The organism is Thalassotalea castellviae (genome assembly GCF_031846185.1).
GTDB lineage: Bacteria > Pseudomonadota > Gammaproteobacteria > Enterobacterales > Alteromonadaceae > Thalassotalea_H > Thalassotalea_H castellviae.
In genome coordinates this window covers 616,187-639,711 of the sequence record NZ_JAVRIF010000001.1, presented here as the reverse complement: position 1 = coordinate 639,711, position 23,525 = coordinate 616,187, and the positions used below count along the sequence as shown (strand labels likewise).

General features: G+C 37.2%; 9 protein-coding genes. 1 reads left to right on the top strand and 8 read right to left on the bottom strand.

All coding sequences use genetic code 11. From position 1 onward, the window contains the following. Positions 1–82: 82 nt before the first annotated feature. The 8 genes from RM573_RS02785 to RM573_RS02750 form a co-directional block, all read right to left on the bottom strand. Entirely contained in the window at positions 83–2,713 is a 2,631-nt protein-coding gene (locus RM573_RS02785; RefSeq protein ID WP_311576887.1) for a DUF4861 family protein, read from the bottom strand. Positions 2,714–2,823: 110 nt separating this feature from the next. Then, complete coding sequence (uxaC, locus tag RM573_RS02780) at positions 2,824–4,269, bottom strand: glucuronate isomerase (protein ID WP_311576884.1); 1,446 nt, start codon at positions 4,267–4,269, stop codon at positions 2,824–2,826. Positions 4,270–4,413: 144 nt separating this feature from the next. Then, complete coding sequence (locus RM573_RS02775; RefSeq protein ID WP_311576881.1) at positions 4,414–5,862, bottom strand: glycoside hydrolase family 28 protein; 1,449 nt, start codon at positions 5,860–5,862, stop codon at positions 4,414–4,416. Positions 5,863–6,106: 244 nt separating this feature from the next. After that, positions 6,107–7,078 (bottom strand): AEC family transporter, encoded by a 972-nt coding sequence (locus RM573_RS02770; protein WP_311576878.1) that lies wholly within the window; start codon positions 7,076–7,078, stop codon positions 6,107–6,109. A 107-nt stretch (positions 7,079–7,185) separates the two neighbouring features. Beyond that, on the bottom strand, positions 7,186–8,592 hold the full coding sequence (locus tag RM573_RS02765) for a glycoside hydrolase family 28 protein (protein ID WP_311576876.1): 1,407 nt from the start codon (positions 8,590–8,592) through the stop codon (positions 7,186–7,188). 211 nt (positions 8,593–8,803) lie between these two features. Next, the gene (locus RM573_RS02760) at positions 8,804–11,539 is read right to left on the bottom strand and encodes a TonB-dependent receptor (protein ID WP_311576874.1); all 2,736 of its coding nucleotides are present in this window, start codon (positions 11,537–11,539) and stop codon (positions 8,804–8,806) included. A gap of 636 nt (positions 11,540–12,175) precedes the next feature. Next, positions 12,176–19,357, bottom strand: coding sequence for a pectate lyase family protein (locus RM573_RS02755; protein WP_311576871.1), 7,182 nt, complete (start codon positions 19,355–19,357; stop codon positions 12,176–12,178). Positions 19,358–19,457: 100 nt separating this feature from the next. Next, entirely contained in the window at positions 19,458–22,448 is a 2,991-nt protein-coding gene (locus RM573_RS02750; protein WP_311576869.1) for a TonB-dependent receptor, read from the bottom strand. A gap of 259 nt (positions 22,449–22,707) precedes the next feature. On the opposite strand from RM573_RS02750, the gene RM573_RS02745 reads away from it, so the two are divergent. Further along, the gene (locus RM573_RS02745) at positions 22,708–23,487 is read left to right on the top strand and encodes a rhamnogalacturonan acetylesterase (RefSeq protein ID WP_311576866.1); all 780 of its coding nucleotides are present in this window, start codon (positions 22,708–22,710) and stop codon (positions 23,485–23,487) included. Positions 23,488–23,525 lie beyond the last annotated feature (38 nt).

Sequence of the window (23,525 nt, the reverse complement as noted above, 5' to 3'; positions counted from 1 at the left end):
AAAGCCCTGATAAGTTAACTTATCAGGGCTTTCTTATTACAAACTTTTTAAGCTACTCTGAAATTTGTGCGAGTATTAATTATTAATTTTTATTCAACAATTTATACATTTCGATACTGGCTAAAATATAGGGGCTGGTGCCTTTAGGATCATTAACGCTCACAGGCTCATTCATGTAATAACCATAACTACCATCACGACCAAAACTTAAACCGGCGACGTAACATTGGTTGGTCATACTGGTAGCGCCGTCTAAATGTACTACAGTAAATTCGTTAATTAAGGCTTTAAAAGCAGATTGAGCAATATTATTATAATCATCAGTTAAATAGCCATTATTTATCGCTTTGGCGAAGAAATAGGTAAACATAGCCGTTGCTGATGACTCTTTGTAGTTACCAACCGCATTAGGTTTATCTAAAACCTGCCACCACGCACCTGATGTTTGATCTTGAACTTTTGCAAGTGTGTCAGCGAGTTCACTCACCATTTCAATGAGAAACTTTCTATCATCAATATTTTTTTCAGGAATCGAATCTAATACATCGACGATTGCCATGGCTAACCAGCCGACGCCACGTGCCCAAAACTCAGGGGATTGTCCGGTAGATTTATTTGCCCAACTTTGCTCTTTTGATTCATCCCAGCCGTGATAGTACAAGCCAGACTTTTCGTCTCTTAAGTATTTACGCGTTAATTTAAATTCATTGATGACTTCATGAAGACTTTCTTGTTGTTGATGTCCTTCTTCGAACATCATGGCGTATTCCGCCAGAAATGGCATCCCCATATATACACCGTCTAACCATAATTGATTGGTGTACTTATTTTTATGCCAAAAAGCGCCTTGTGAGGTTTTTGGATGCTCTGTTAACTGTTGCCTTAATGCTGTAGCAGCAAGTCGGAATTTTTCGTCCTGCGTGCGTTTGTATAATCTCAGCAAGTTTCTACCGGGAGGAATATTGTCTATATTGAAGTTTTTCTTGTTATAAGCAAGTATTTTACCATCATCAGTAATAAAACTCGCGGTAACCTGCTCGATAACTTGACGGTATTTTTCGTCACCGGTTAAATCGGCTAATAAGTCAAAAGTGTATGGTTGCAGACCAATAATATCGTATTCAAATTTTGGTTTACGTGCTCGGTTCACATCCCAACCATTATGAAAATATCCTAAGGCTTTTCGGTTCAACTCAGAGTCGGCTAATGCTATACCCCAGTTGAGTGCGCCTTCAGCTTTTAGTGGCGTTGACGTTGCTTGTTCAGTGAGTGCAGTAGACAAATAAGTTCTTGGTTTTCTTGTCAGTTTGTCAGCTTCTTGCTTTAAGTAGGCAATAAATTCAGCTTCGTTATCAATACCACTTTCTGGTTGCCATACCGAAGCAAAATAATATTCTACAGCAGTCTCACCACTTTTACCTCTTGGTTTTAGTTGAACTAAATAGTTCTTTTCGTCTTCAAGGGTTTTAATTAATTGGCCTTTTTTGAAAAAAATCGCCATACCCAGCATGCTGTCATCTAAGCTTTGCTTACCCCAGCTCGCGATGTATGAATATTGATAACCGCTAATATCAATATTACCTTGAATAAGTTTAGAGCCTTGATGTTTAACTACACCGGCAGTGATATTAGGTAGATCTTTTTCTAAGTTTAAGTGTACTTTTGCTAATCTTGAGCCAGCAATCATTGAGATATTAGCTGTCAAGTTTTGTGTATTCAGGCTATTTTTCCAGCCCAAATAATTAATATTAACCCTGCTTTGGATATTTCCGTTTTCCGCAATAATTGCTTGTCGAGTTTTTACTTCACTGATGTGTTCTAAGGTTGAATTTTTATCGTCGGTCATTAAGCCAAAACCACCGGCACCTAATGAACCTCCCACTTTTAGAATGTCCATGCCCCAAGGTTGCATATGATGATAAGACTCATAGCCATCTTGTCCTATCTTGCTAAGAATTGGCTCTTCCGTTAATTTACCGAAAATATCAAAGCCATTGCGCCAATCGAGGTAGATTCTATAACCTACTTTGTCTGATTCAATGCCTGGGCCTTCATAACGGATCCAATTGGAATGATCTGAATAATAATCTGGCGGTGTTAACTGAGTGACATTTTTGAACTTACCCCCCTGATATTCTTGTAAGTTTTTATCGATAAGATGCTTAGCCGGTTTTGTATGTGCTAGCCAATTCCCGTCAACTTTATGAGATATTTCCGCTTGAACTCGTTTTTTAAAAACAGGCTGATTGATGCCAGTTTTTTCGTTAATCGTATTCATTTTTACGGTATTAATAGTGACGGTATTCACTTTGTTATCAATCAGGTCAATTAAGAATAAAATACCGTCATTTACACCATCATAATCACTGTCGATATGTTGTGTAGAAAGCTGTTTCTCTTGATGGAGCACTTCGATGCTGCTATTTTTTTTCGGTTTTTCAATCCCTAAGTCATAATAACTAAAGTAAATCGCTTCGTCTTTACGAGCAAAAGTTGAAGGGTTGATAACGTCTACTTCGGCTATTTTTACGCGTGAAGGTTGTGTAACCTCTTTAATCGGTGTCGTATCAGACGCTTGCTCGCTATTAATTGGTTTTGAACATCCGAACATTGCGAAGCAAATTGCCATTGCTAAGCTGGCCTTTGTTAAACAAGGCGTTAAAGTAGTTGCAAACTGTTTATTATTCGTCAAAGCTTTATTACTGCTAAACATTATTTCCCCCAGAGTGACTTTTAAAGTAGTACAAAGCTTGCTAATAATTACACTTTTATTTTTACTTTGTTCTACGTTTATCGCTTGAATCTTCTTGCGCTTGAATTTTATTACGCTAACTTATAGGCTTTTTTTACTAAGCCATAAGTTAATTGATACGCTAATTCATGAGCTGTTTTTATATCAATTTGATGATTAGTAACCAGCTCAGCTAAATATCGACAATCAACTCGACGGGCAACATCATGGCGCGCAGGAATGGATAAAAATGCGCGAGTATCATCATTAAAACCAACGGTATTATAAAAGCCAGCGGTTTCAGTGGTTTGTTGTCTAAACCTTAGCATTCCTGCAGGACTGTCATGAAACCACCAAGCAGGCCCTAGTTTTAAACTGGGGTAATGACCCGCTAATGGTGCTAACTCGCGGCTATAAGTGGTTTCATCTAGTGTAAATAAAATGATATTTAAGTCAGGATGATTTCCATATTTACTCAGTAATGGTTTTAAGGCGTTTACATATTCTGTTTGACTTGGAATATCACAACCTTTATCTCGACCATAGAAATCAAAAATAGGTTGATTATGATTTCGATGAGCACCCGGGTGAATTTGCATTACTAAGCCATCTTCAATACTCATACCCGCTAGCTCTGTCAGTAACTGGCCGCGAAATAGCTCTTGTTCGTCTTCGTTTGATTGACCTGATAAACATTTGGCGAATAAGCTTTCACAATCAGCTAATGACAAATCTGCCGTTAATGCCGTAGGGTGACCATGATCTGTAGCGGTTGCACGTCCCTCGGTAATAAAATAAGCGCGTCTTACTCTGATAGCCTCAAGGTAACCTTGCCAAGTCTTTGTGTCTTTTCCCGTGATTTCACCTAGCTTTTTCACATTGTCGATAAAGTCTTCACGGCTAGCATCAACCACATCATCAGGGCGAAAACTGGTCACGACACGTTTTGCCATTGGTGTGTCTTTTATTGCTCTATGATGCTTTAAATCATCTAATGCGCCTTCTGTTGTTGCAATAAACTCAATATTAAAGCGATCCATCAGTGCATGAGGTTTAAACTCTGGCGTAGCAAGTTGCGCGGTAATTTCTTGATAATATTGTTGAGCGTTATCGCTACAAAGCTTTTCAGTGAAACCAAAAACATCACAAAATACCGAATCTAACCAATAGCCAGAAGGTGTACCTGCAAATAGATGATAATTATCAGCAAATAATTGCCACGCTTTAGTGGGGTCTGCCGCTTTTGACGAGGCTAAATCGCCTTGTTCACCATGTTGAGGAATACCTAAATCGGTTAATTTAATCCCTTGGCTATATAGCATTCTAAATACGTAATGGTCGGGTTTTAGAAATAATTCAGTGGCATTACCAAAATTTTCATTTTCATTAAACCAACGTGGGTCGGTATGGCCGTGTGGACTAATAATGGGTAAATCTTTAATTGATTCATAGAGTTCACGTGCAATTTTGATCACTGCTGCATCGCTTGAAAATAATCTATCAGGGTGAAGTGCTAATAGAGTTGAATCGTTAGACATGTAAAATTCCTTAAACCTTTATTCATATATTACTTGTTTAAACTAAATGCTACTCAAACTATTACTACCGGTAGCATTTAAAAATAAAATTAACGCTTGAAAATGTTGATAAACGGAGCGTTAACTTAGTGTTAATTTAGCGCTTTATGCGTTGTTCGATATTTCTTTACCGTTAATAAATACGTCTGTGAGGGTAAAGTTTTTAACATGTTCGACAATTGAAGGTTTTGCCACAGTGTCAAATTTGCAATCGATTAAATGGATATCGTACATAGGAGCACGTTCGAACCCTCGTAAAAATAGCGCTTTATCTAATACATTTTTACATTGCAGTTTTTCAATTTTAATATCACGCACGGTAGGATCAAATTTTCCAGCATCACCTTCTTCGTAGAAAAAGTTCACTACAATGGCATTTTTTACTGTACCAACGTTGATATTTCTTATCCTTATATGCTCGATAAGGCCGCCACGTACAGAGTTGGTTTTAATACGTATAGCTCTTTCTAAATAAGGACTATCCATAGTACAGTTTTGCACAAAGACATTATTAACACCGCCAGATATCTCGCTGCCAATAACAACGCCGCCATGACCTTCTTTCATATGACAGTTTTCAATCACAATATTTTGACAAGGGGTTGCTACGCGTCGACCATCTGCATTACGCCCTGATTTAATCGCAATACAATCATCACCGGTATCAAATAAACAATCATCAATATACACGTGATCACAGCTTTCAGGATCAAAGCCATCTGAATTTGGTCCATGACTTAAAAAAGTGACACCAGTGACTCTAACGTGTTTACAAAGTACCGGGTTTAATAACCAAAATGGCGAATTTTTAATGGTGACGCCTTCTACCAAAACATTTTCACATAAATAAGGTTGTATAAACGGAGGTCTTAAAAAGGCACCTTCACTGTAATTTCTGTCTTGGACTGGTACATGATCTTCAGCATCTTGCATCAGTTTCATGCGCGCTGGTTTTTGATCTTCTCCAGCAATCATTTGCCAATGTGCCTCTTTATGCGGCCCTTTCCAAGGCCACCACGTTTGGTTGTCGGCATTACCTTCTAATGTACCTTTACCTGTGATAGCGATATTTTTTTGTTTATAAGCATAAATTAACGGGGAATAACCCATCATTTCTAAACCTTCCCATCGTGTAAATACCGCAGGTAAATAATGACGTGGCTCGGTACTAAAGCTGAGTGTCGCTTTATCAGAAAGATGTAAGTTTACGTTTGAAAGTAGGTGAATAGCGCCGGTAAAAAACTTTCCATCAGGAATTAACACCTTTCCTCCACCTGCTTGATGACAAGCTTGAATGGCTTGATTAATTGCTGAGGTACAGTCGAAAGTGCCATCATTTATAGCACCGAACTCTTCGATATTGAATAATTGATTAGCAAATTGAGGAACAATAATAGCAGCGCGAATTTTTTGTGCTTGTAACCAATCATCTACCGGTGGGGTATCAGTAACAAGTATGTCGGTTAGGGGGTTGTTTGTGCATGCTGACAATCCAGCCAAAGCCACAGAGCTCGACGCTAATGTTTTCAGTACAAATCTTCTATTATTATCCATTTAAACGAATCTCTTTTTAAAGCTGGTTTAACTCATACAATGAAATTTAGCTAATAGATAAATAACTTTATTAGCTGAGGTATAAGTTTAGTTTTTTAATTCTTTGGTTAAACTTTACCAACAATTGCCACCGGTGGCAATTGTTTTTGTTTATAATTGATTATTCGGTATCTTTGATAAAATAGTCGTTATTAATAGTACTTTTCTATCGTTCATCAATCGTAAACGTTAATAAAATAATCAATTAGTTTAACGCGATTAAATTTAAAGCAACGAGCATGGCAAAGCCAAATGTTACCGTGATGATTGAAACGAATGTAGAGAGAATAATAATTTTTGCTGCTAAATCGCTATTACCATTCATGGCTTTCACCATAATAAAACTTGCGGTTGCGGTAGGAGAGGCGGCTAAAAAGAATAAAACACCAGCAGCTGTTTTTTCTATTGGAAATAGCAGTAGTAAAGTAATCATAATAATTGGACTTAAAACAATTTTAAAGACACTCGCTGCTATTGCTGGTTTTAGGTTTTCCTTCATTTGTAAAAAGTTGAGTGAACCTCCAATGGCTAACAAGGCCAAAGGTAAGGTCATTTGTGATAAATAATGACTACTTTTCATTATTACATTAGGTATTGGTAGCTTAGTAGAATTCACTAATAAGCCCGCCACTATGCCAATTATTAACGGGTTTTTAATAATGTCATCGATACTTTTCTTCAATGAAAAACTTTGCGTGAGTAAACTTGCATTGAGGGTATAAATTGATAATAAATTGTAGACAATAATAATAATCGCCATAGGGAGGGTGGCAATAGCAATGCCTTTTTCGCCATATGCACTTGAGCAGAACGCTAACCCTAGAATGATTAAGTTACCTCTAAAAGCACCTTGAACAAAAACACCTTTGTCGCGTTTATTTTCAATAAATTGGCTCGCGGTAAGTTGACTAACAATAAATACGATTATGGTTGTAGCTAAAATAATCGCTAAATGAGTAAGGTTGATTAGCTTATTAAAGTCATGACTTGCTGTGTTGGTAAATAACATGATCGGTAAGCCAATATTAAATATGATTTTTGAAGCTATACGAATGAATTCTTCATTGATAAATTTAATGTGATTAAGCCATGCACCAAGGGAAATAATAATAAAAATTGGCGAGGTGACACTAAAAGCTATATCTAAAAGGGAAAAAATATTATCAGATGAGGTCATTTTATTTGATATCTAATAGGAGTGATTGGTGAGCCAATGGGTTCAAATTGGTATTAATAGTACTCAAATTTGAAACCCATCAGATATTGTTTTAAATGGACTAAAAGTTAATGTTGATTATACGTTTTATTGATTACTTTATTATTAATTGACACATTATCAAATACTAAATTTTTTACATGATCCAATATAAAGGTTTGCTTTGCTTCTTTTATTGTAACGTCTTTTAAAATGATATCTTCAATAGGAAAGTCTTTATAGGCATGCGCTTCAAAGACGATTCGTTTGGCTTTTTCTACTGTAATATTTTCAAAAACAATATCACGGTAAATAGAAGGGTGCCCACCTTCGATAACACCGGGGTAGTTTAATTGAAACCAAAAAATATCGTCAAATTCAGCAATCGTCATATTGCGAACTCTAATGTGTTCTACCAAGCCACCTCTATCAAGTGAACCTTTAAAACGAATGGCTGCTTTGCCATTTCTCAATATATTATCGGTAAAATATACATGACTGATCCCGCCAGACATTTCACTGCCAAGTGCAATACCATCTTCGCCACCCATGTCATTATTTCTCACTACAATGTATTTACTGGGTTTAGCGATATCGCGACCATCTTTATCTCGCCCAGACTTAACCACAACTGCATCATCACCTGTTCGAAAATGGCTATTCTCTACTAATACATAAGTACTTGACTCAATATCTATTCCGTCGTTGTTACCTCTATGGCTATCTACACGAATATCGCGCACAGTTGCATGATCTGTATACACTAAATGATTAACCCAAAAAGGTGAATTTTTAGCAGTATAACCTTCAAGTAACACACGTTTAGCACCAAAAAGTTGTATTAATTCTGGACGTAAAAAATGACCTTTGCCAAATTGTCTGTTTTCTACCGGTACGCCTTTTATTCCCATGGTTCTTAAAGCGAGCATATCTGGCTGTTGTTTTTTGTACCATGTATGAAAGTCACTATTGGTATTGCCGTCAATCACACCTTTACCGGTGATCGCGACATCTTCAACATTATTTGCATAAATCATCGGTGAATAACCGAACATTTCTGTGCCTTCCCAGCGTTTCTTCACCACAGGTAAATAGTCTTCAGCATTGGCACTAAATAATAAGGTAGCTCCTTTCGCAAGGTGTAAATTAATACCGGATTGTAAAACAATAGGGCCGTTAGTTAACCAAACACCTTGGGGAATAACGACTTTTCCGCCACCTTGTTTTACGGCATATGCAATGGTTGCCAATATGGCTGATCTTGCATCTTTTTCACCACCAGGAGTTGCGCCAAAATCTGAAATAGTAAAGGCTTGTGATTTAATGTTGGGTAGTTGAATATTGGCTATTATGTTATCCATCATTGCCCAATCATTTTTTGAAGCACTTTTTTGGATATTTTTGGATATATCATTATTGGCATGAACCGATATGCTTAAAAATATATTTAATATCAATATATTCGATATTGTGCTTTTTAATAAAAAGTTTTTCATAGAAGTTAAAACCTTCTGCTTGGGTTTGAATTGTAGTTATTTTTTATTGATCTTATTCGTTGCTTATTTGGATTTCAGCGAATGCTAAAAAATATTTATTTCAAATATAAGGTGAGTAAATACATGTGTTATCGAGACTTAACATGTTAATTTAATAGAAAAAAGCTCGACGTTTTAAAGTCGAGCTTTTTATTAAACTATATGGCTAAATTTAAAATGAAGCTCGAACACCTAATACCAGTTCAGTACCAGTAGTGTTGAACTCACGAATTAAGTTCATGTCACCTGTAGGTCCTGTAGTAAAGTTACGCTCTTCTTCATTTGTTAAATTAATAACATCTACAGTAAAGGTTACGTTTTCATTGAAGATATACGAAGAAGCGAAGTCAACACGAGTAGGACCTGTGTTATTTTGGCTTTCATTACCATCTTTTGGACCACCAGTTTGATAGTCGTCACGAGCGTTTACAAATAAACGGGCACCAAAAGTATCATTCTCATAGAAAACACCTAAGTTATAAGCATTTTCTGATAAACCTTGAACGATGTTGTCACTAGAGATTCTAGTGTAGTTAGCATCAAAACCAACACCCATCTCAGTTATGTAACGAGCTGCAATTTCAAAACCGTCGATATCGTCAGTTTCAGTAGAGTTTGTAGAAGTTGTTAAGTCCCAAGCGTTTGCTTTATATGGGTCAACAGCCGATGGGTCATAAGAAGGGCTACCAACATTATAGATTGGATCAGTAGCTATGATGTCAGCGTATTCTTTAGGTAATGTAACACCTGCAGCTGTATTGCTTGTAATCGCGTCAGTAATTTCTTTTTGGAAATAAACAACAGCAACATACGACTCATCAGCAAAGTACCATTCAGCACTTAAATCAAATGAAGTAACGGTTTCAGGACCAACACCTGGGTTAGCAACAGAAGCACTTGCATTGATCGGCGTACCATTAACTTCACCAGTAAGTGATTGAGGGTTTGGACGAACTACGTTTTCAGACCATGCAGCCCGAACAAGAATATCTTCATTCACGTTATATGTTAAGTTTAATGCAGGTAAGGTGTTGTCATACGTTTCTTCTAAGTCACTTGCATTACCTGAAACAGTAGTTTCTACGTAACGAACACCAGCATTAATAATTACTGGACCTAAGAAGTAATCAGCGTCAATATAAAAACCTTCAGTTTCTTCTGTAACAACATAGTTTCCACTACGTGTATCAGGTAAGAACTTACCAGCATTATACTCACTACGAGCAACATTAATGTCAGCTACTAACCAATCAGTGAACATGCCGCTTGGCGCGCCAATTGAGTCACCAAAGTCAGAAACAACTGAACCTAAGTTATTAGTGTTAGATGTGCTAGCAGGGTTTGGATCTGTTAAACCATCTGCTTTACGAGTATGAGTTGAATCGATAGAACGAGTATTTGAAGTGTAACCAGCTCTTAATACTGAGCCTTCATCGTTAAATTCCCATTCTATATCAGCACGTACAGTTTCATTTTCACGTATAACGGTATCGCTACGGTGATGTGGACCAGTCCAAGCAAAGTTAGATACATCTGTAATATCATAACCGTAATCCATAGTTGGAAGGTTATCATTACCCGTAAAGTCATATGAAAAAGTAGTTGCATTACCTGTTAAGTTATAACGGTATTGTTCTTCATGATGCTCAGAAGTTGCTTTACCCACCATAAAACTAAGTGCAATAGTATCATTTAATTGATAGTCAGCATTGAAAACAGTTTGGTTGAATTCACTTGTTGCATATTGCCCACGGCTTTCAGAACGTGGCTCTACACCAGAAAAGGTACCAGCTTGAATATAACGACCAGAAGGGTCTAGGGTTACAGACTGAGGAGTTATTGAACCAAACTTACTACGTACTTGTGCAAAGAAGTTATAGGATTCAACATCTGCATCGCGTTTAGAATCTAAAATATTTAAACCAAGCTCTAAATCTTCCATAGGTAGAGCCTGAAGAGAAATTAAGAAACTATCACGAGATTGTTCTTGGTTAAATGAGTCAGTTCTAGGTAAGCGGGGTACCCACATAGAATCTAGAGGATCATCTGTAGCGGCATTAAAATCTGGATTATTTAATTGTGGCTGAGGAGTACCATTAATTGTTGTAGCACTGGTATCTGCCCAATGTTCGTTTTTAACATGAGCCCCAGTCCAACGAACGGTACCAAAACCTTCTTGTTTAACAGAACGTTCACTGGTGCTAACACCGACTAAAACACCTACAGTGTCATCTAAAAATGAGTTACTAACAAAACCATTAATACGGGGATTTGTATCACCATTTTGTACGTTGTATGAACTTTGAAGAGAACCCGTAGCATGAAAACCTGGGTTCTCTAATGGGCGTAAAGTATGAAGAGAAACTGTTGATGCAACACCACCTTCTTCTAAACTTGCCGTATAGGTTTTGTTAATATCCATTTGGCCGAACAATTCAGAACCAAACATATTAAAGTCAAATGAGCGACCTCGGTTAACACCACCTGAAGAATCTAAACCACCCGTTGAAGCTGGAATTTGCATACCATTTAAGGTAACTTGTGAGTAAGTTGCTCCCATACCACGTACGGTAATATTTCGTCCTTCACCACCTTCACGTGTAATAGCAACACCAGGCACTCGTTGCAGCGACTCTGCAAGGTTAAGATCCGGCATTTTACCGACATCTTCACTCATGATGGTGTCTTTTGAATTTGTTGCATTACGCTTTTCGAAAAGGCCTCTACTGAGTGAACCTCTAAAGCCACCGGTTACTTCAATCACTTCTATTTCATCAGCTCCTTGTTTGTTTTCTTGCGTAGTTGCTGTATTTTGTCCAGCTGCATACGCAGCACCAGAAATAGTACTACTTAATAGCATACAGGTTAGCAAGCGATTGAGTTTAAAATTCTTCTGATTAGTTTCCATGTTTTTCCCCGAGATTATGTTTTTATTTAATGAGACATTACTTAAGTACTGCCTTTGTCTTTTTTAGACTTTTAACACATTGCTACCTGTGGCATATCGATTAAAGTTAATAACGTATTTTTTAAAGTTATTAAACTAAATATGCGAATTATTATCATTTTTCGATAAATGCTACCGGTGGCACAGCTTAAAAACTACACGGTAACGTTAAAGTTGTCAAATAATTTATATAAGAAAAATTTAAGCTGTATTGCTAGTAAATACGTAGCCTATAGTTAAATTATTACCTGAAAGTTAATCGAGATGCTACCGGTGGCAGGTCTGCTGGGTGATAAAACCGAAAAAATTTTTAAAAATTTATTATTATTTTAATATTTAATTATAAGTCATTACATTTTCGTTTAGATATGAAAATTATATTTTTGTACTTTTGCTCAATATAAGGTTTGAGTGAACTAGGTAATACTTTTGCTATAACAGCTATTATAACCAATAGGCACATAAACCGATTATGAGTTTTCAGGTGATATTTAAGGGAGGGAATTATTTATTCAAATAAAAAGGTAAGTCATGTAACCGTAGGGAGTTCAGGTTACATGACTTATTACGACGATTGCTATTAAAAAATTTGGTCAGTTATTTAATAGTTAAATCATCTATCGTAATAGTGGCATCGCTCTCTGAGCGAATAGTAATAAATGATGTTGACGAAGCAACAAGACCATCGACGACATATGTTTGGCCAGTAACATGATCTTTTAATGCGACAGAATAGAATTTAGAGGCGCCGCCATGAATAGACTTGCTGCTGCTAGAGGTATTGTTGTCGACATAAATTTGGAAGTTTTTATCCGTATTACCATTCACTGCAACCACTTTAAACGATATTTGATAAGGCACTGATAAGTCAAGAAGCCCAGTTGTTGTTGTGTCAGCATCTGTTGTTGATATTTCAGGTGTTGTATTACTAATACTGATACGCGCACCAGTTATAGTAAGCTCACCATTAGATACTTCCACGTTTCCTGTTACTCGATGAAATAAAGGTGTGTCACTGCCAGCTGCCCCTGAAAGATCCCGGTAACTATTACTGAAAAACTCATCTGCATCAGTGGCAGAAAAATTCTCTTCAAAAGGTAAGTCAAGGGTACTTTGAATAGGAGGATCAACAGGCGTAGTATCCGTTATCTCAGGAATGTCTAAGTCGCTTTGGTCAACTTTATTGACACCGGCGTTGCTAATAACAATCGCTTTAACATCTTGTGCATCCTCTAACACATAATCGTATGGTGCTTCATAGCTACTCGTTGATGTACCATCTTCAGCAGATAAATCTCCAGAATCTGGGGTTGACCAGGTGACATTTTCACCAAAAAAGTTTCCTGAAGTATTCCAAGAGCCTGTTTGCGATGAATAGAATGAAACTATCGGATTTTGCGTATTTTCAAAATAGTTATTTTCAATATGTAATTCTGCGCCCATACGTGAATTTATCGCAGTTGAATTAATATTGTTGTAATAATTATTATAGATGTGGCCTTTACCGAATCTGAATAATGGTACGCGAGATTCTAGGTTTTCAAAGCGATTATGATGAAACGTTATATGACGATTTTTATTTGGGCTATCATCATTATCACTATGACCATGCAATGATGTTTTCCAGCTATCGTGTAGGTAGTTGTATGAAATAGTGATGTTTTCTGCGCCAGACTTCGAGTCTATTAAACCGTCGTAATAATCTTTATCAACATCTAATGATCCATATAGCTCATTATGGTCGATCCAAATATTTGATGTAGTGGAACCGTCATCATCACCCTCGATAGATATACCATCTTTACCTTGCGTTAATACTTCATGAATTTTCAAGTTTTGAATAATGATGTTGTTAGCACGGCGAATTGAAATACCAATGCCGTCAAATTCACCTCGATCAGCAACACCGACAATTGAGACATTATCCATATCTTTAATATCTATTGCTGTGCCGTTCGAACCGCTATTGGCGTCGGTAATTGTGCCATCAACATAAATAATTATAGGTGTGTTACTTGATTTAGCATCTGATAAGGCAGAGATTAAATCAGCACCATTATCAACTGTGATCGTTGTGCCACCAGCGCCACCGGTTACTTCAAAATTATAACCAGCAAAGCCATAGCCTACATTTGCTTCTGGTATGTCTGCACCACCAGAAGGCTCGTCAGGTAAAATAGGAATGTCTAAAGGTTGAGGTTCCCAACCTGAGCCACTGTTATAAGAAGTGAATATAGCTGCGCGAGTCAAAAAGCTTGTTGTTTCATTTTCAGATAATTCATACCCATCAATACGGCTGGTTAAATCTAACGGATTACCATTAATATCCATGCTACCGTATTCTCTCCAGCCACTAGCAGCTGTTGGAAATTCAGGGTTCGCAGTGGGAGATTCATACCAACCTCGCGTAATAATATGTGTATCTAACTTATTGTTGATTAAGGTAACGTTATCGAATGCGTCAGCTTTGCCTGCGCTTCGAGCAATATAGGTAGAATCGTCAGCAACGGTGTTACCTAATGGACCGGGCCCATTGGTAAATTCGCCATTTAAGAAAACAAAACCCGGATCCGTTTCAACAGGTGTCCGTGATTGTAAAATGTAGCCACCACTAACAGGAATATCTGTCGCACCATTTTTAGAGTCGCCAATAGTGCGAATTTCGCTTTCTTCAAATAATGCAGCAACCGGGTAACCCCAAATGAAGTCGACATTACCAGCAACTAACGTGTTGAAAAACCAGCTATAACCTTTTATTAATAACGTATCTTGTTCACTAATAAAATTCATGTTATTTGCCACTAAACGATCGCTACTATTAAAGTAAATAGTTTCCGCCTGATTCGAATATTCATTACTGCGAATATGTGAATTTTTTAAGGTAAAGTTGTTGAGAACAAGCATATCTGCTGACTCGACTAAAAATACTGGACGCCCACTTGAACCGCCGTTAAATGATTCATAATTGTCATATTGAACAATGGTATTTTCGCGACTCTCACCTTGAATAGTAATGTTATTTTGATTACGTAAGTACAACATTTCGTTATAAATGCCATCTTTAACTGAAATGGTCGCAGGGGCATCTTTAGCTATATTATTCATCACATAACTTAAAGCGCCTTGAAGTGTTCTAAAGTCAGCAATACCGTCATCATCTACTAAAATATCGCTACCAGATGGCGCTGTGAATTTCGTGGTAAATGTCCAATTACTATTTTCACCTAAACCGGCAAAGTCAATGCCGTTCAATTGTGCACCATTTACGACATCGTCACTAATGACAACGTAATAACTTTCACCGTATTCTAATACATCGTTGCGTGGATCAATATTGAGTGTTTTACCGTCTTCGGCAATAGAAATAGGGGTGTAGTTTAATGATCTTGTTTTATCTGGTGCAGAAATCACATCGACATTTGTCCCTTTTTTATTATCAACTTTGAGTAGATCTACAATTGAATCATCGAACTCTTTGTAAATACGTACTTCACCTAAGTCACCTAATGTTATTGCTGAATCAAAAGTGATTGATAAGTTCGTATCAATGTATTGACTAATACTACTTATTTTAGGTGTTACTAAATCACTTATATCACCATATTCTGCAGTCGGCATAACAAAACCTGATGCCACACTTATATCGATTGTACGTACGATGTTTGAATCAGATCCAGAGACAAAAATAACAGTTGCCTCACCTTCACCTGTTGGTGTAAGTGTAATAACGTTACCGTCAATCGATACTTCTACCACACTTGGATTACTCGATGTCACGGTAAATGAGTCAGCGGTTAAACCATCATCTTGGAATGCTGAAACATTGATTATTAATGCCTCAGTTGTTGTGGTTGTTTCCCAAGTAGGGTCTTTATAATCAAGTGTTAATTGAATAGGCTTAACACTTGGATCACCCACTTTTAGGTTATCTAATTCAAACGAACGATTGTTCGTAAAAATACCGATTAATCCTTTGGCGGTATAAGTTGAATCATTTATTGAACCCATTTTTTCGCCGTTTAAATAAACCGTTAAATCGCCATCGATCATTTCAAAACGAGTGGTGTACCATACACCATCGTCTATACCGTCTTTCTCACCGAGTAATAATGGTGATTTCGTCTGTACTGGACGAGAAATAGAGCCATCCGATGAAATTGCTACTTCAACTTGGGTACTACTAGACGAATTTTGAAGGTTCAAACCTCCACCATACCAATTACCTGCGCTATCATAACGTCCTAAAAGGTATAACTGTTTGTTAGCGGTTGTACTGTTTTGACGTGGACGAATAGTGGCTTCTACAAAGTAATTACCACTATCAGGTACATTAGCCATTGCCGTATCAGATGCGACAATTAATTCACCACCTGCACCGCCGGCGGTATAGCGCATGGCTTTGTTGCCACCTTCCAATGTCAGAATGTCAAATGAGCCTTCAGCCGTTGAGCCATTCGTAGAAGCAAGTATTTGCCAATTATTTAAATTACCACTGGTAAAGTCATCACAAAAATACAACTCGGTCGCTTTAGCACAACTGAAGGTATCGTCTTCAGGGTCTGCTAAATATTCAACTTTTAAGTTGTCGATCATAACAATGCCGCCACTTTCTGTGCGAAATTGTAGAAACGATGTTTCAGTGGCTATATACCCCTCAATGACCATTTTACCCGGAGTTAAATCAGCTATTGGTGTACTGTAAAATTTAGAACTGCCGCCATGAATAGACTTAGAGCTGCTTGAGGTGTTGTTGTCTACGTATATTTGAAAACTGTTACCTTTATCATCAGTAGGTTCTTCGGCTAAAAGTAGATCGAAGGTGATGTTATAAGGTTGAGATAAATCAAATATGCCAGTTGTAACAGTATCGTTTACTGAAGTATCTACATCTGGCGTGGTATTACCAACAGAAAAACGTCCACTGTCTAATTTTAACTGACCTTCTTCAATCACTACCGTACCACCTGTTTTTTTATAAAGAGGTGTGGTTTCATCATCAGGTAAACTAAGGTATTCAGCTGTAAAGAATAACTCAGTAGTTGTTTCAAAATCATCACTGTGAATTTCTTTATTATCAAGATACTCAATACGAATATTATCTATGGTTACTGTTGCACTGCTTTCAGTTCTAAATTGTAAGAAAGAATTAGTGCTAGCTAATAAGCCTTCAATTTCTAATGTTTGACCGACATTTAAATCAGCAAGATCTGAAGCAAAGAATTTAGAATCACCACCTAGGTGAGACTTAGAGCTACTGCTAGTATTGTTATCAACATAAACTTGGAAGTCTTTAGTCATTGTACTTGCGCTATCAATAGCAACAATGTCGACAAATACTTTATAAGGCTTACTTAAATCAAGTGCGCCTTCAGGCATTACACCATCTGCAGTATCAGTGCCCGGATTGGTTTCACCCATTGTGAATCGACTGCCGCTTAAGGTTAATTGATCATTAGCAAATACCATGGCACTGCCGCCGCCAGTTATATTGTATAAAGGCGCTGTGGCATCACTAGGTAAAGATTTGTATTCTGCTGTAAAGAACGTTTCAGCTGAAGTGCCGTTAAATGTTTCTTCTAATAATAAATTTTCATCAATGTATTCAATGCGAATGTTATTTACTACCACTGTTCCGCCGCTTTCTGTGCGTAACTGCAAAAATGAATTTTTAGTGGCAATAAACCCTGGTACGGTTAAGGTTGTGCCAGGCGTTAGGGTATTAATTAATTCACTGTAGAACTTAGAATCACCACCATGAATTGATTTTGAACTACTTGACGTGTTGTTATCAACGTAAATTTGGAAATTATTGTCACCGTCAGGGTCATCGACACTTATAATATCCATGACGACATTGTAAGGACGAGATAAGTCAAAAACACCCGTGGTGCTAGTATCATCACCGGTGGTATCAACGTCTGGTGTGGTGTTACCAATAGTAAAGCGGCCACTACTAATTTCTAGACCATCAGCAACAACATTGACCGAACCACCTGTACGGGTATAAGTCGGTATTTCTAAACCATCGGCATCAACAATTGTTTGGTAATCGACAGAAAATATATCGGCTGTAATGCCAATAAAGTCAGCTGAAAAAGGTAAGCCAACATTAGGGATTATTGCTGGTGGCTCAACTGGCGGTTCTATAGGAGGATCAACGGGTGGTTCAATATCAGGAACGTCTGTCGCTACTGTTTCAATGGTTAAATTGTCTATTATGATTGAAGCTGCGCTGTCGGTGCGCAGTTGAAAAAACGATGTTTGAATACTGGCGGATAGTACTCCTCGCGCATCTGGAGAAGTTAAATCACTGCCGGTAACTACATCTTCACCCGGGACATAAGTATAGGAAAAACGCTGGCCTACTGGCGTGTTTTCTTCATTGATAGATTTTCCGTAGAACTTAGAGGCATCACCATGTGCAGAATTCCCTTGGCTTGTAGTGTTATTATCAACATAGAGGGAGAGTGAACCTGAACCATTGTGATCAATAACATCAAAACTGATGGTAAAACCTTCACTGATATTATAAATACCTGAACTTGAGGTGTTACTACTTTTTGTCTCAACTTCAGGCGTGGTGTTACCGATACTAAAACGGGCACCAGCTAAGGTAAGTTGGCCTAAGGTTTCATCTAAGCTTGGGCTACCGCCAGTTTTGAAATAAAGTGCGCCAGCACCTTGTTCATCTGAAAGCTTTTTATGATTTGAAGAGAAGAAGTTTTCGGTATCGGTATCAAAATCTTCTGAAAGGGCAATACCGACTTGATCGGCAAGTTCAACTAGCTTTTCTAACTCGGTTGTTGCTTGCTCTTGAGAGAAAACAATAATGTTATCTTTTGCATCTTCATCGTTATCACAAGTTAACACGAGTGAGGCAAGGGCACTTGCATCCGTGGTATAACAAACACTATAAGCATCATTTACTGTATTATGTGAACGAGAAATAATATATTGAGTTTCTGATGAATCGCTAGGAGTAAATGCAAGTACTCTATTACCAAATAAAAACTCATAACTGCCGGCCGCTATTTCTTCGCCTTCAATTTGGCGCGAAAATGTGCCTGACTGGTTAGTATCATCAGTAGGTGAAAAAACTAATTGTTCAAGGCTGGCTGTACTTCCAGATAAAAATGGATTAAACACTTCTCCGTTAAAACTGGCCGTCGAAAAAGCATTTGGCTGAGTACTATTATATTGTTCGAATATATAATCAACAAAGTGCAATATTGCTTGATCAGCAGAGATAAGCGCTGAATTTACTGTGCCAGCGTCGGCAAGCCAAGTGTGGATTGCGGCATCAAAATCGACAGCGTCTTGGCTGAAAAATTCAGTGACCGTTTGACCTTCTGCTAAGTTTAATTGTGCTGCATTTTTTGCTGCATCACTAATTGAAATTCCATTATTTGGATCGCCATCGCTATCAAGTGTTTGTAATAAACGTAGCGCATTAATCACCGCTGGATGAAAAGCCGTATCAGTATTAAAAATTTCTAATGGTGTAATGATATTAGTTGCAGCAACGCTAGGAAAAATTATCTCACCGATAGAGAAGGTGATGGCTTCTCCACGAAAATAGTCGAATTGTCCATCAGCATTTGTTGTTCCGTTACTCACAGAATCACTGCTATAACTAATGCCCGCTATTGGGCTATCAACGATAACGCCTTGTATTGGCGGTAATGGCGCTTCTTTTACATTTACGGTTGACTCTGCACCACAGCCAATTAGGGCTATGGCGGTAAATATACTCATCGCAAGTTTATTTTTTGTTTTCATACACTCCCCCCTAGGAATGATTGATTATTTCTAACAGTTCTCTATTAAAAATAAGTATGGTTTAGTATCTAAGTTATTGTCTTTATAATGTTTTTAGTTACTAATGAAATTTGTAATTAATACCTAACTGGTAAGTAGAACCGTACTTTTCTTTTTGATATAAGACGTTACCACCCGATAAGCTGTTGCCTTGTAAATAACGTAAATCAGCTTGTTCGGTGATATTGATGGCATCAAAATATACGGTCATGCGGTCAGAAATATCGTATTTAACTTTGAAGTCAACAGTGACCAGATCGTCTTGATATCTATCCATCCAGTTTTTACATAAACGTGGATCATTTACATCAACCCCTGCAGGGCAAGAGCCTATTTCTTCAAGAATTTTATCGCGATAATTGCCAATTAATCGCAATGATAAATCATTTTCTTCCCAACCAAATGAGACATTGACAGTAATATCGGCTTGTCCAGGTAAACGCATTTTTTCATCTCGAATAGTTGAGTCTAATTCCGCTTCACTGTGAACAAAGGTCATATTACTTTGCCAAAACAAGCCATTTTCAAAGAACTGGTTATAACTAAGTTCAATACCGTAAACCGTCGCTTTATCGCCATTTAAGGTAATATCAACTTGGTTTAAGGCTAGATCTTGTGGGATAACAAAATCGGTGACGTAATCAACGGGTAAGGTTAGTGGTAAATCATCCAAACTTCTTTGAATGCCTTTTACATCAACGATAAAGTTATCAATGTCTTTATAAAATAAGGCGACTTCAACGAATAAGTCTTTTGAAGGATACCAACCTACTGAAGTATCTAAATTATTTGAAGTCATCGCGACTAAATTAGGGTTACCTACCTGCACAGCATTATCTTGACCTAAGGTATAATTTTGCAATTCAATAGCACTTTGTCCTTCTGGTGATGCGTAACAGCCTTCTTGACCATTTTGTTCAGCAATTTGTTCAATGGTTGGATCACAAAGAGTAATGTCATCATCAAACTTAGCAAAACCTCGAGCTTGCTTGAACGAAGGGCGGGTGAAACTTGTCCATAAGGAGCCACGAACTAATAAGTCATCTGCAGGTTCATATCTTAAATGTAAGCTAGGAAAATATTCGCTGTATTCTATTGAAGCTTCCGGTAAAGGGACTGAAACATCTAAGGTGTGAGAGCCACCAAAATTCCAATCGTCATTTTCTAATGAAAGATTTCCCGTTGAAGAAAACTCAGTATTAACATACCTAACACCTGTAATAACAGTTAACTGGTCACTCAGCGGAAGCTCGGCCATTATATATGCAGCATAGGTATCTTCAGTAAGAATGTAATCATCTTTAGTACTATCAATTGAACTCTCGCCACCGGTGGCATTTTCGCGTGTAATAACTGAACTATCAACAATATATTCTACCTCATTGCGATAGGCTAATGGGTAATCAAAATGATCGTCAGGGATCGCATGGCCATAATCTGTAATATTAGAATTCACGGTATTAATACAAGCTTCATTACCAAGACAATCTTCAGTGCTTGGATCATAACTCCAACGGTCTTTATTATTATTATGTTCACGTTCGTTATAGGTAAAACCAGTTTTGATATAGTTTAGGTGTTCCCAATAAAAGTCTTTGCGCAAATTAGCTTTTATACTGGTTATTTTGTCCAATCTAACACTGTCTTCCATAAATAAATTATCAAATTCCATATTTGATAATGTAGAAATATCACCATCAGCTTCACCGCTAAATACATCTGAGTCTGGAGTTAACTCAAAACCGCCTAGAGTTGCTGCTTCTGCTTGGGTAAGCACGCGTGCTTCTATATGATCTTTAAATGCTTGGCCATAAACGATGTTTTCCCTTTCTCTAAATTGAACTCTTCGGTCACCTACACCAAGATCTTCGCTCTCAGAATGAGCATATTCATAATCCAGCGTCCAACTTTCTGCAATAAAATGTTGCGCACCAATACTAAAGTTTTTAGTCGTTTTTTCGCCTTCTTGAATGAAGTATTGGTTCATTACGTCAACGTCGGAAACTGCGAAAGCTTTTGTTTGGCCATCAACAAAGATAACTTCGTCATCTTGATCGCCATTATAGAAATTATAATATTCACGTAAGGCAATATCGTCATCGGTATAATTTGAATAGTTACCGCGTAGGTAATAGCTATTGTCTTCATCTGGTCTAAATTCGATATTTAGTGTCGCATTAGTGCGTTTTCTTCTTGCTAATTCACGACGGTTTTCGACCTGAGCAGGGATCAATATTTCTGGAGCTACAGCTAATTCATCAGGACTTAATCCTATCCCGCCTTTTAAGAAATTTAACTCGCGATTACTATGATGGCGGTTTTCATCGACTTGCGTTTTACGATCTTCATAGGAAACAGCAAAGCCAACACCTAGTTTTTCATCTAATAGTAATTTGGTGCCGTCAATACTGAATTTAGGAGAAAACTCACCTTTTAGCTCATTATATGATTCTTGAAATTTTGCTTTTAAGGTGTCTTTATTTCGATCAAAGGCTGAAATAGCCTTAATATTTACTGCGCCGCCAATAGAGTTTAAATTCATTTCAGGGGTGAGTGTTTTAAATATTTCGATGGCTCCAAGAGAATCTCCTGATACGCCATCTAAGCCAACTTTTCGGTCATCGCCGATACCGGATAATTCTGCTCCATTCATACTTACGGCAACAAATTTAGGGCCTAGTCCACGTACAGCTACGTATTTACCTTCGCCTTCACTTCGCTCTAAAGTAACACCGGGTACACGACGCAATGATTCTGCAATGTTTTGATCAACAAAATTACCTAAGTCATCAGTGGCAATTACGTTACTGTAGCTGTCACTGTCTCGTTCCATTGCTCTTGCTTTTAAGTCTGCTTGAAAAACCCCTTGTACCGTTATAACTTCGATAGCGTCGACATTTTCACTGCTCGCATTTGGTTCAGTCGATTTATTTTTAACATTTTCTTGGGGTGTTGATTGTTGGTTATTAGGCGGTGTATCCGCACTTTGAGCATAAACAGGTATTGCTATTGCTAACGCCGTTGCTAGAGTAGTTAGTTTCATGCTGGTCATGTTTGATCCTTTGATAGCCTATTGTATTTATTATATTAAATTTTCCGGAGTTATAACTTCTAAGTAGTCACACCATTATTTATGCCTTGCCACCGGTGGCATAAAAATGTAGCATCATTCAAATGAGGATGTCAATTTTTAATCAATAATAAATTTTTACTTATTTTTTACATAAAAATTTAAACTCGCATTTAAGTAATAAGGTATCTGATTAAAAAGAGATTATTAATGTGAAAAATTATTAATGAGAAATAATTAAATGAAAATTATCGTTATTGTATTTACTATATTCTGTTTATTTACAGGAATTAAGAAACTAATGGCTGTGGAAGTAACTACGAAAATATTTATGGCTGGCGATTCAACTATGTCTAATAAAGATATTAAAGATTATCCTGAAACTGGTTGGGGAATGCCGTTTAGTTATTTTTTTGATGAATCTGTAGCTGTTGAAAATAGAGCGAGAAATGGTCGTAGTACAAAAACATTTATCAGTGAAGGTTTATGGAAGGAGATTACCGAGGAGTTAAGTGCAGGTGATCATGTAATTATTCAATTTGGCCATAATGATCAATCAAAACATAAAACCGATCGATATACGTCGCCAGTTGATTTTAAAGAAAATTTAACGCTTTTTATTAATCAAACAATCAGTAAAAATGCTATGCCAATTTTGATGACTCCAATAACGCGACGTTATTTCTCTAAAGATGGAAAAATTAAAGATACACATCCTATTTATGCCGACTTAGTAAGAGAAGTTGCAGATGAAACTAAGGTGATTTTTATTGATATGGAAAAAATAACTCAAGATTATTTTCAAGGTTTAGGTGATGAAAAATCAGCATTAAGATTTATGCATATTAAAGCTAATTTACATCCTAATTACCCTAATGGAATTAAAGACAATACTCATTTAAATGCTTTAGGTGCACGAGAAGTAGCACAATTGGTTTTGTCAGAGTTAAGAAAAATAAACCATAGTTTGATTAAAGTATTGAGAACGGCTGATTCTAAGCATTTAAAATATAGTTATTAATCAAATAACAATCCGTCATTTTACTGACTTGTTTATTC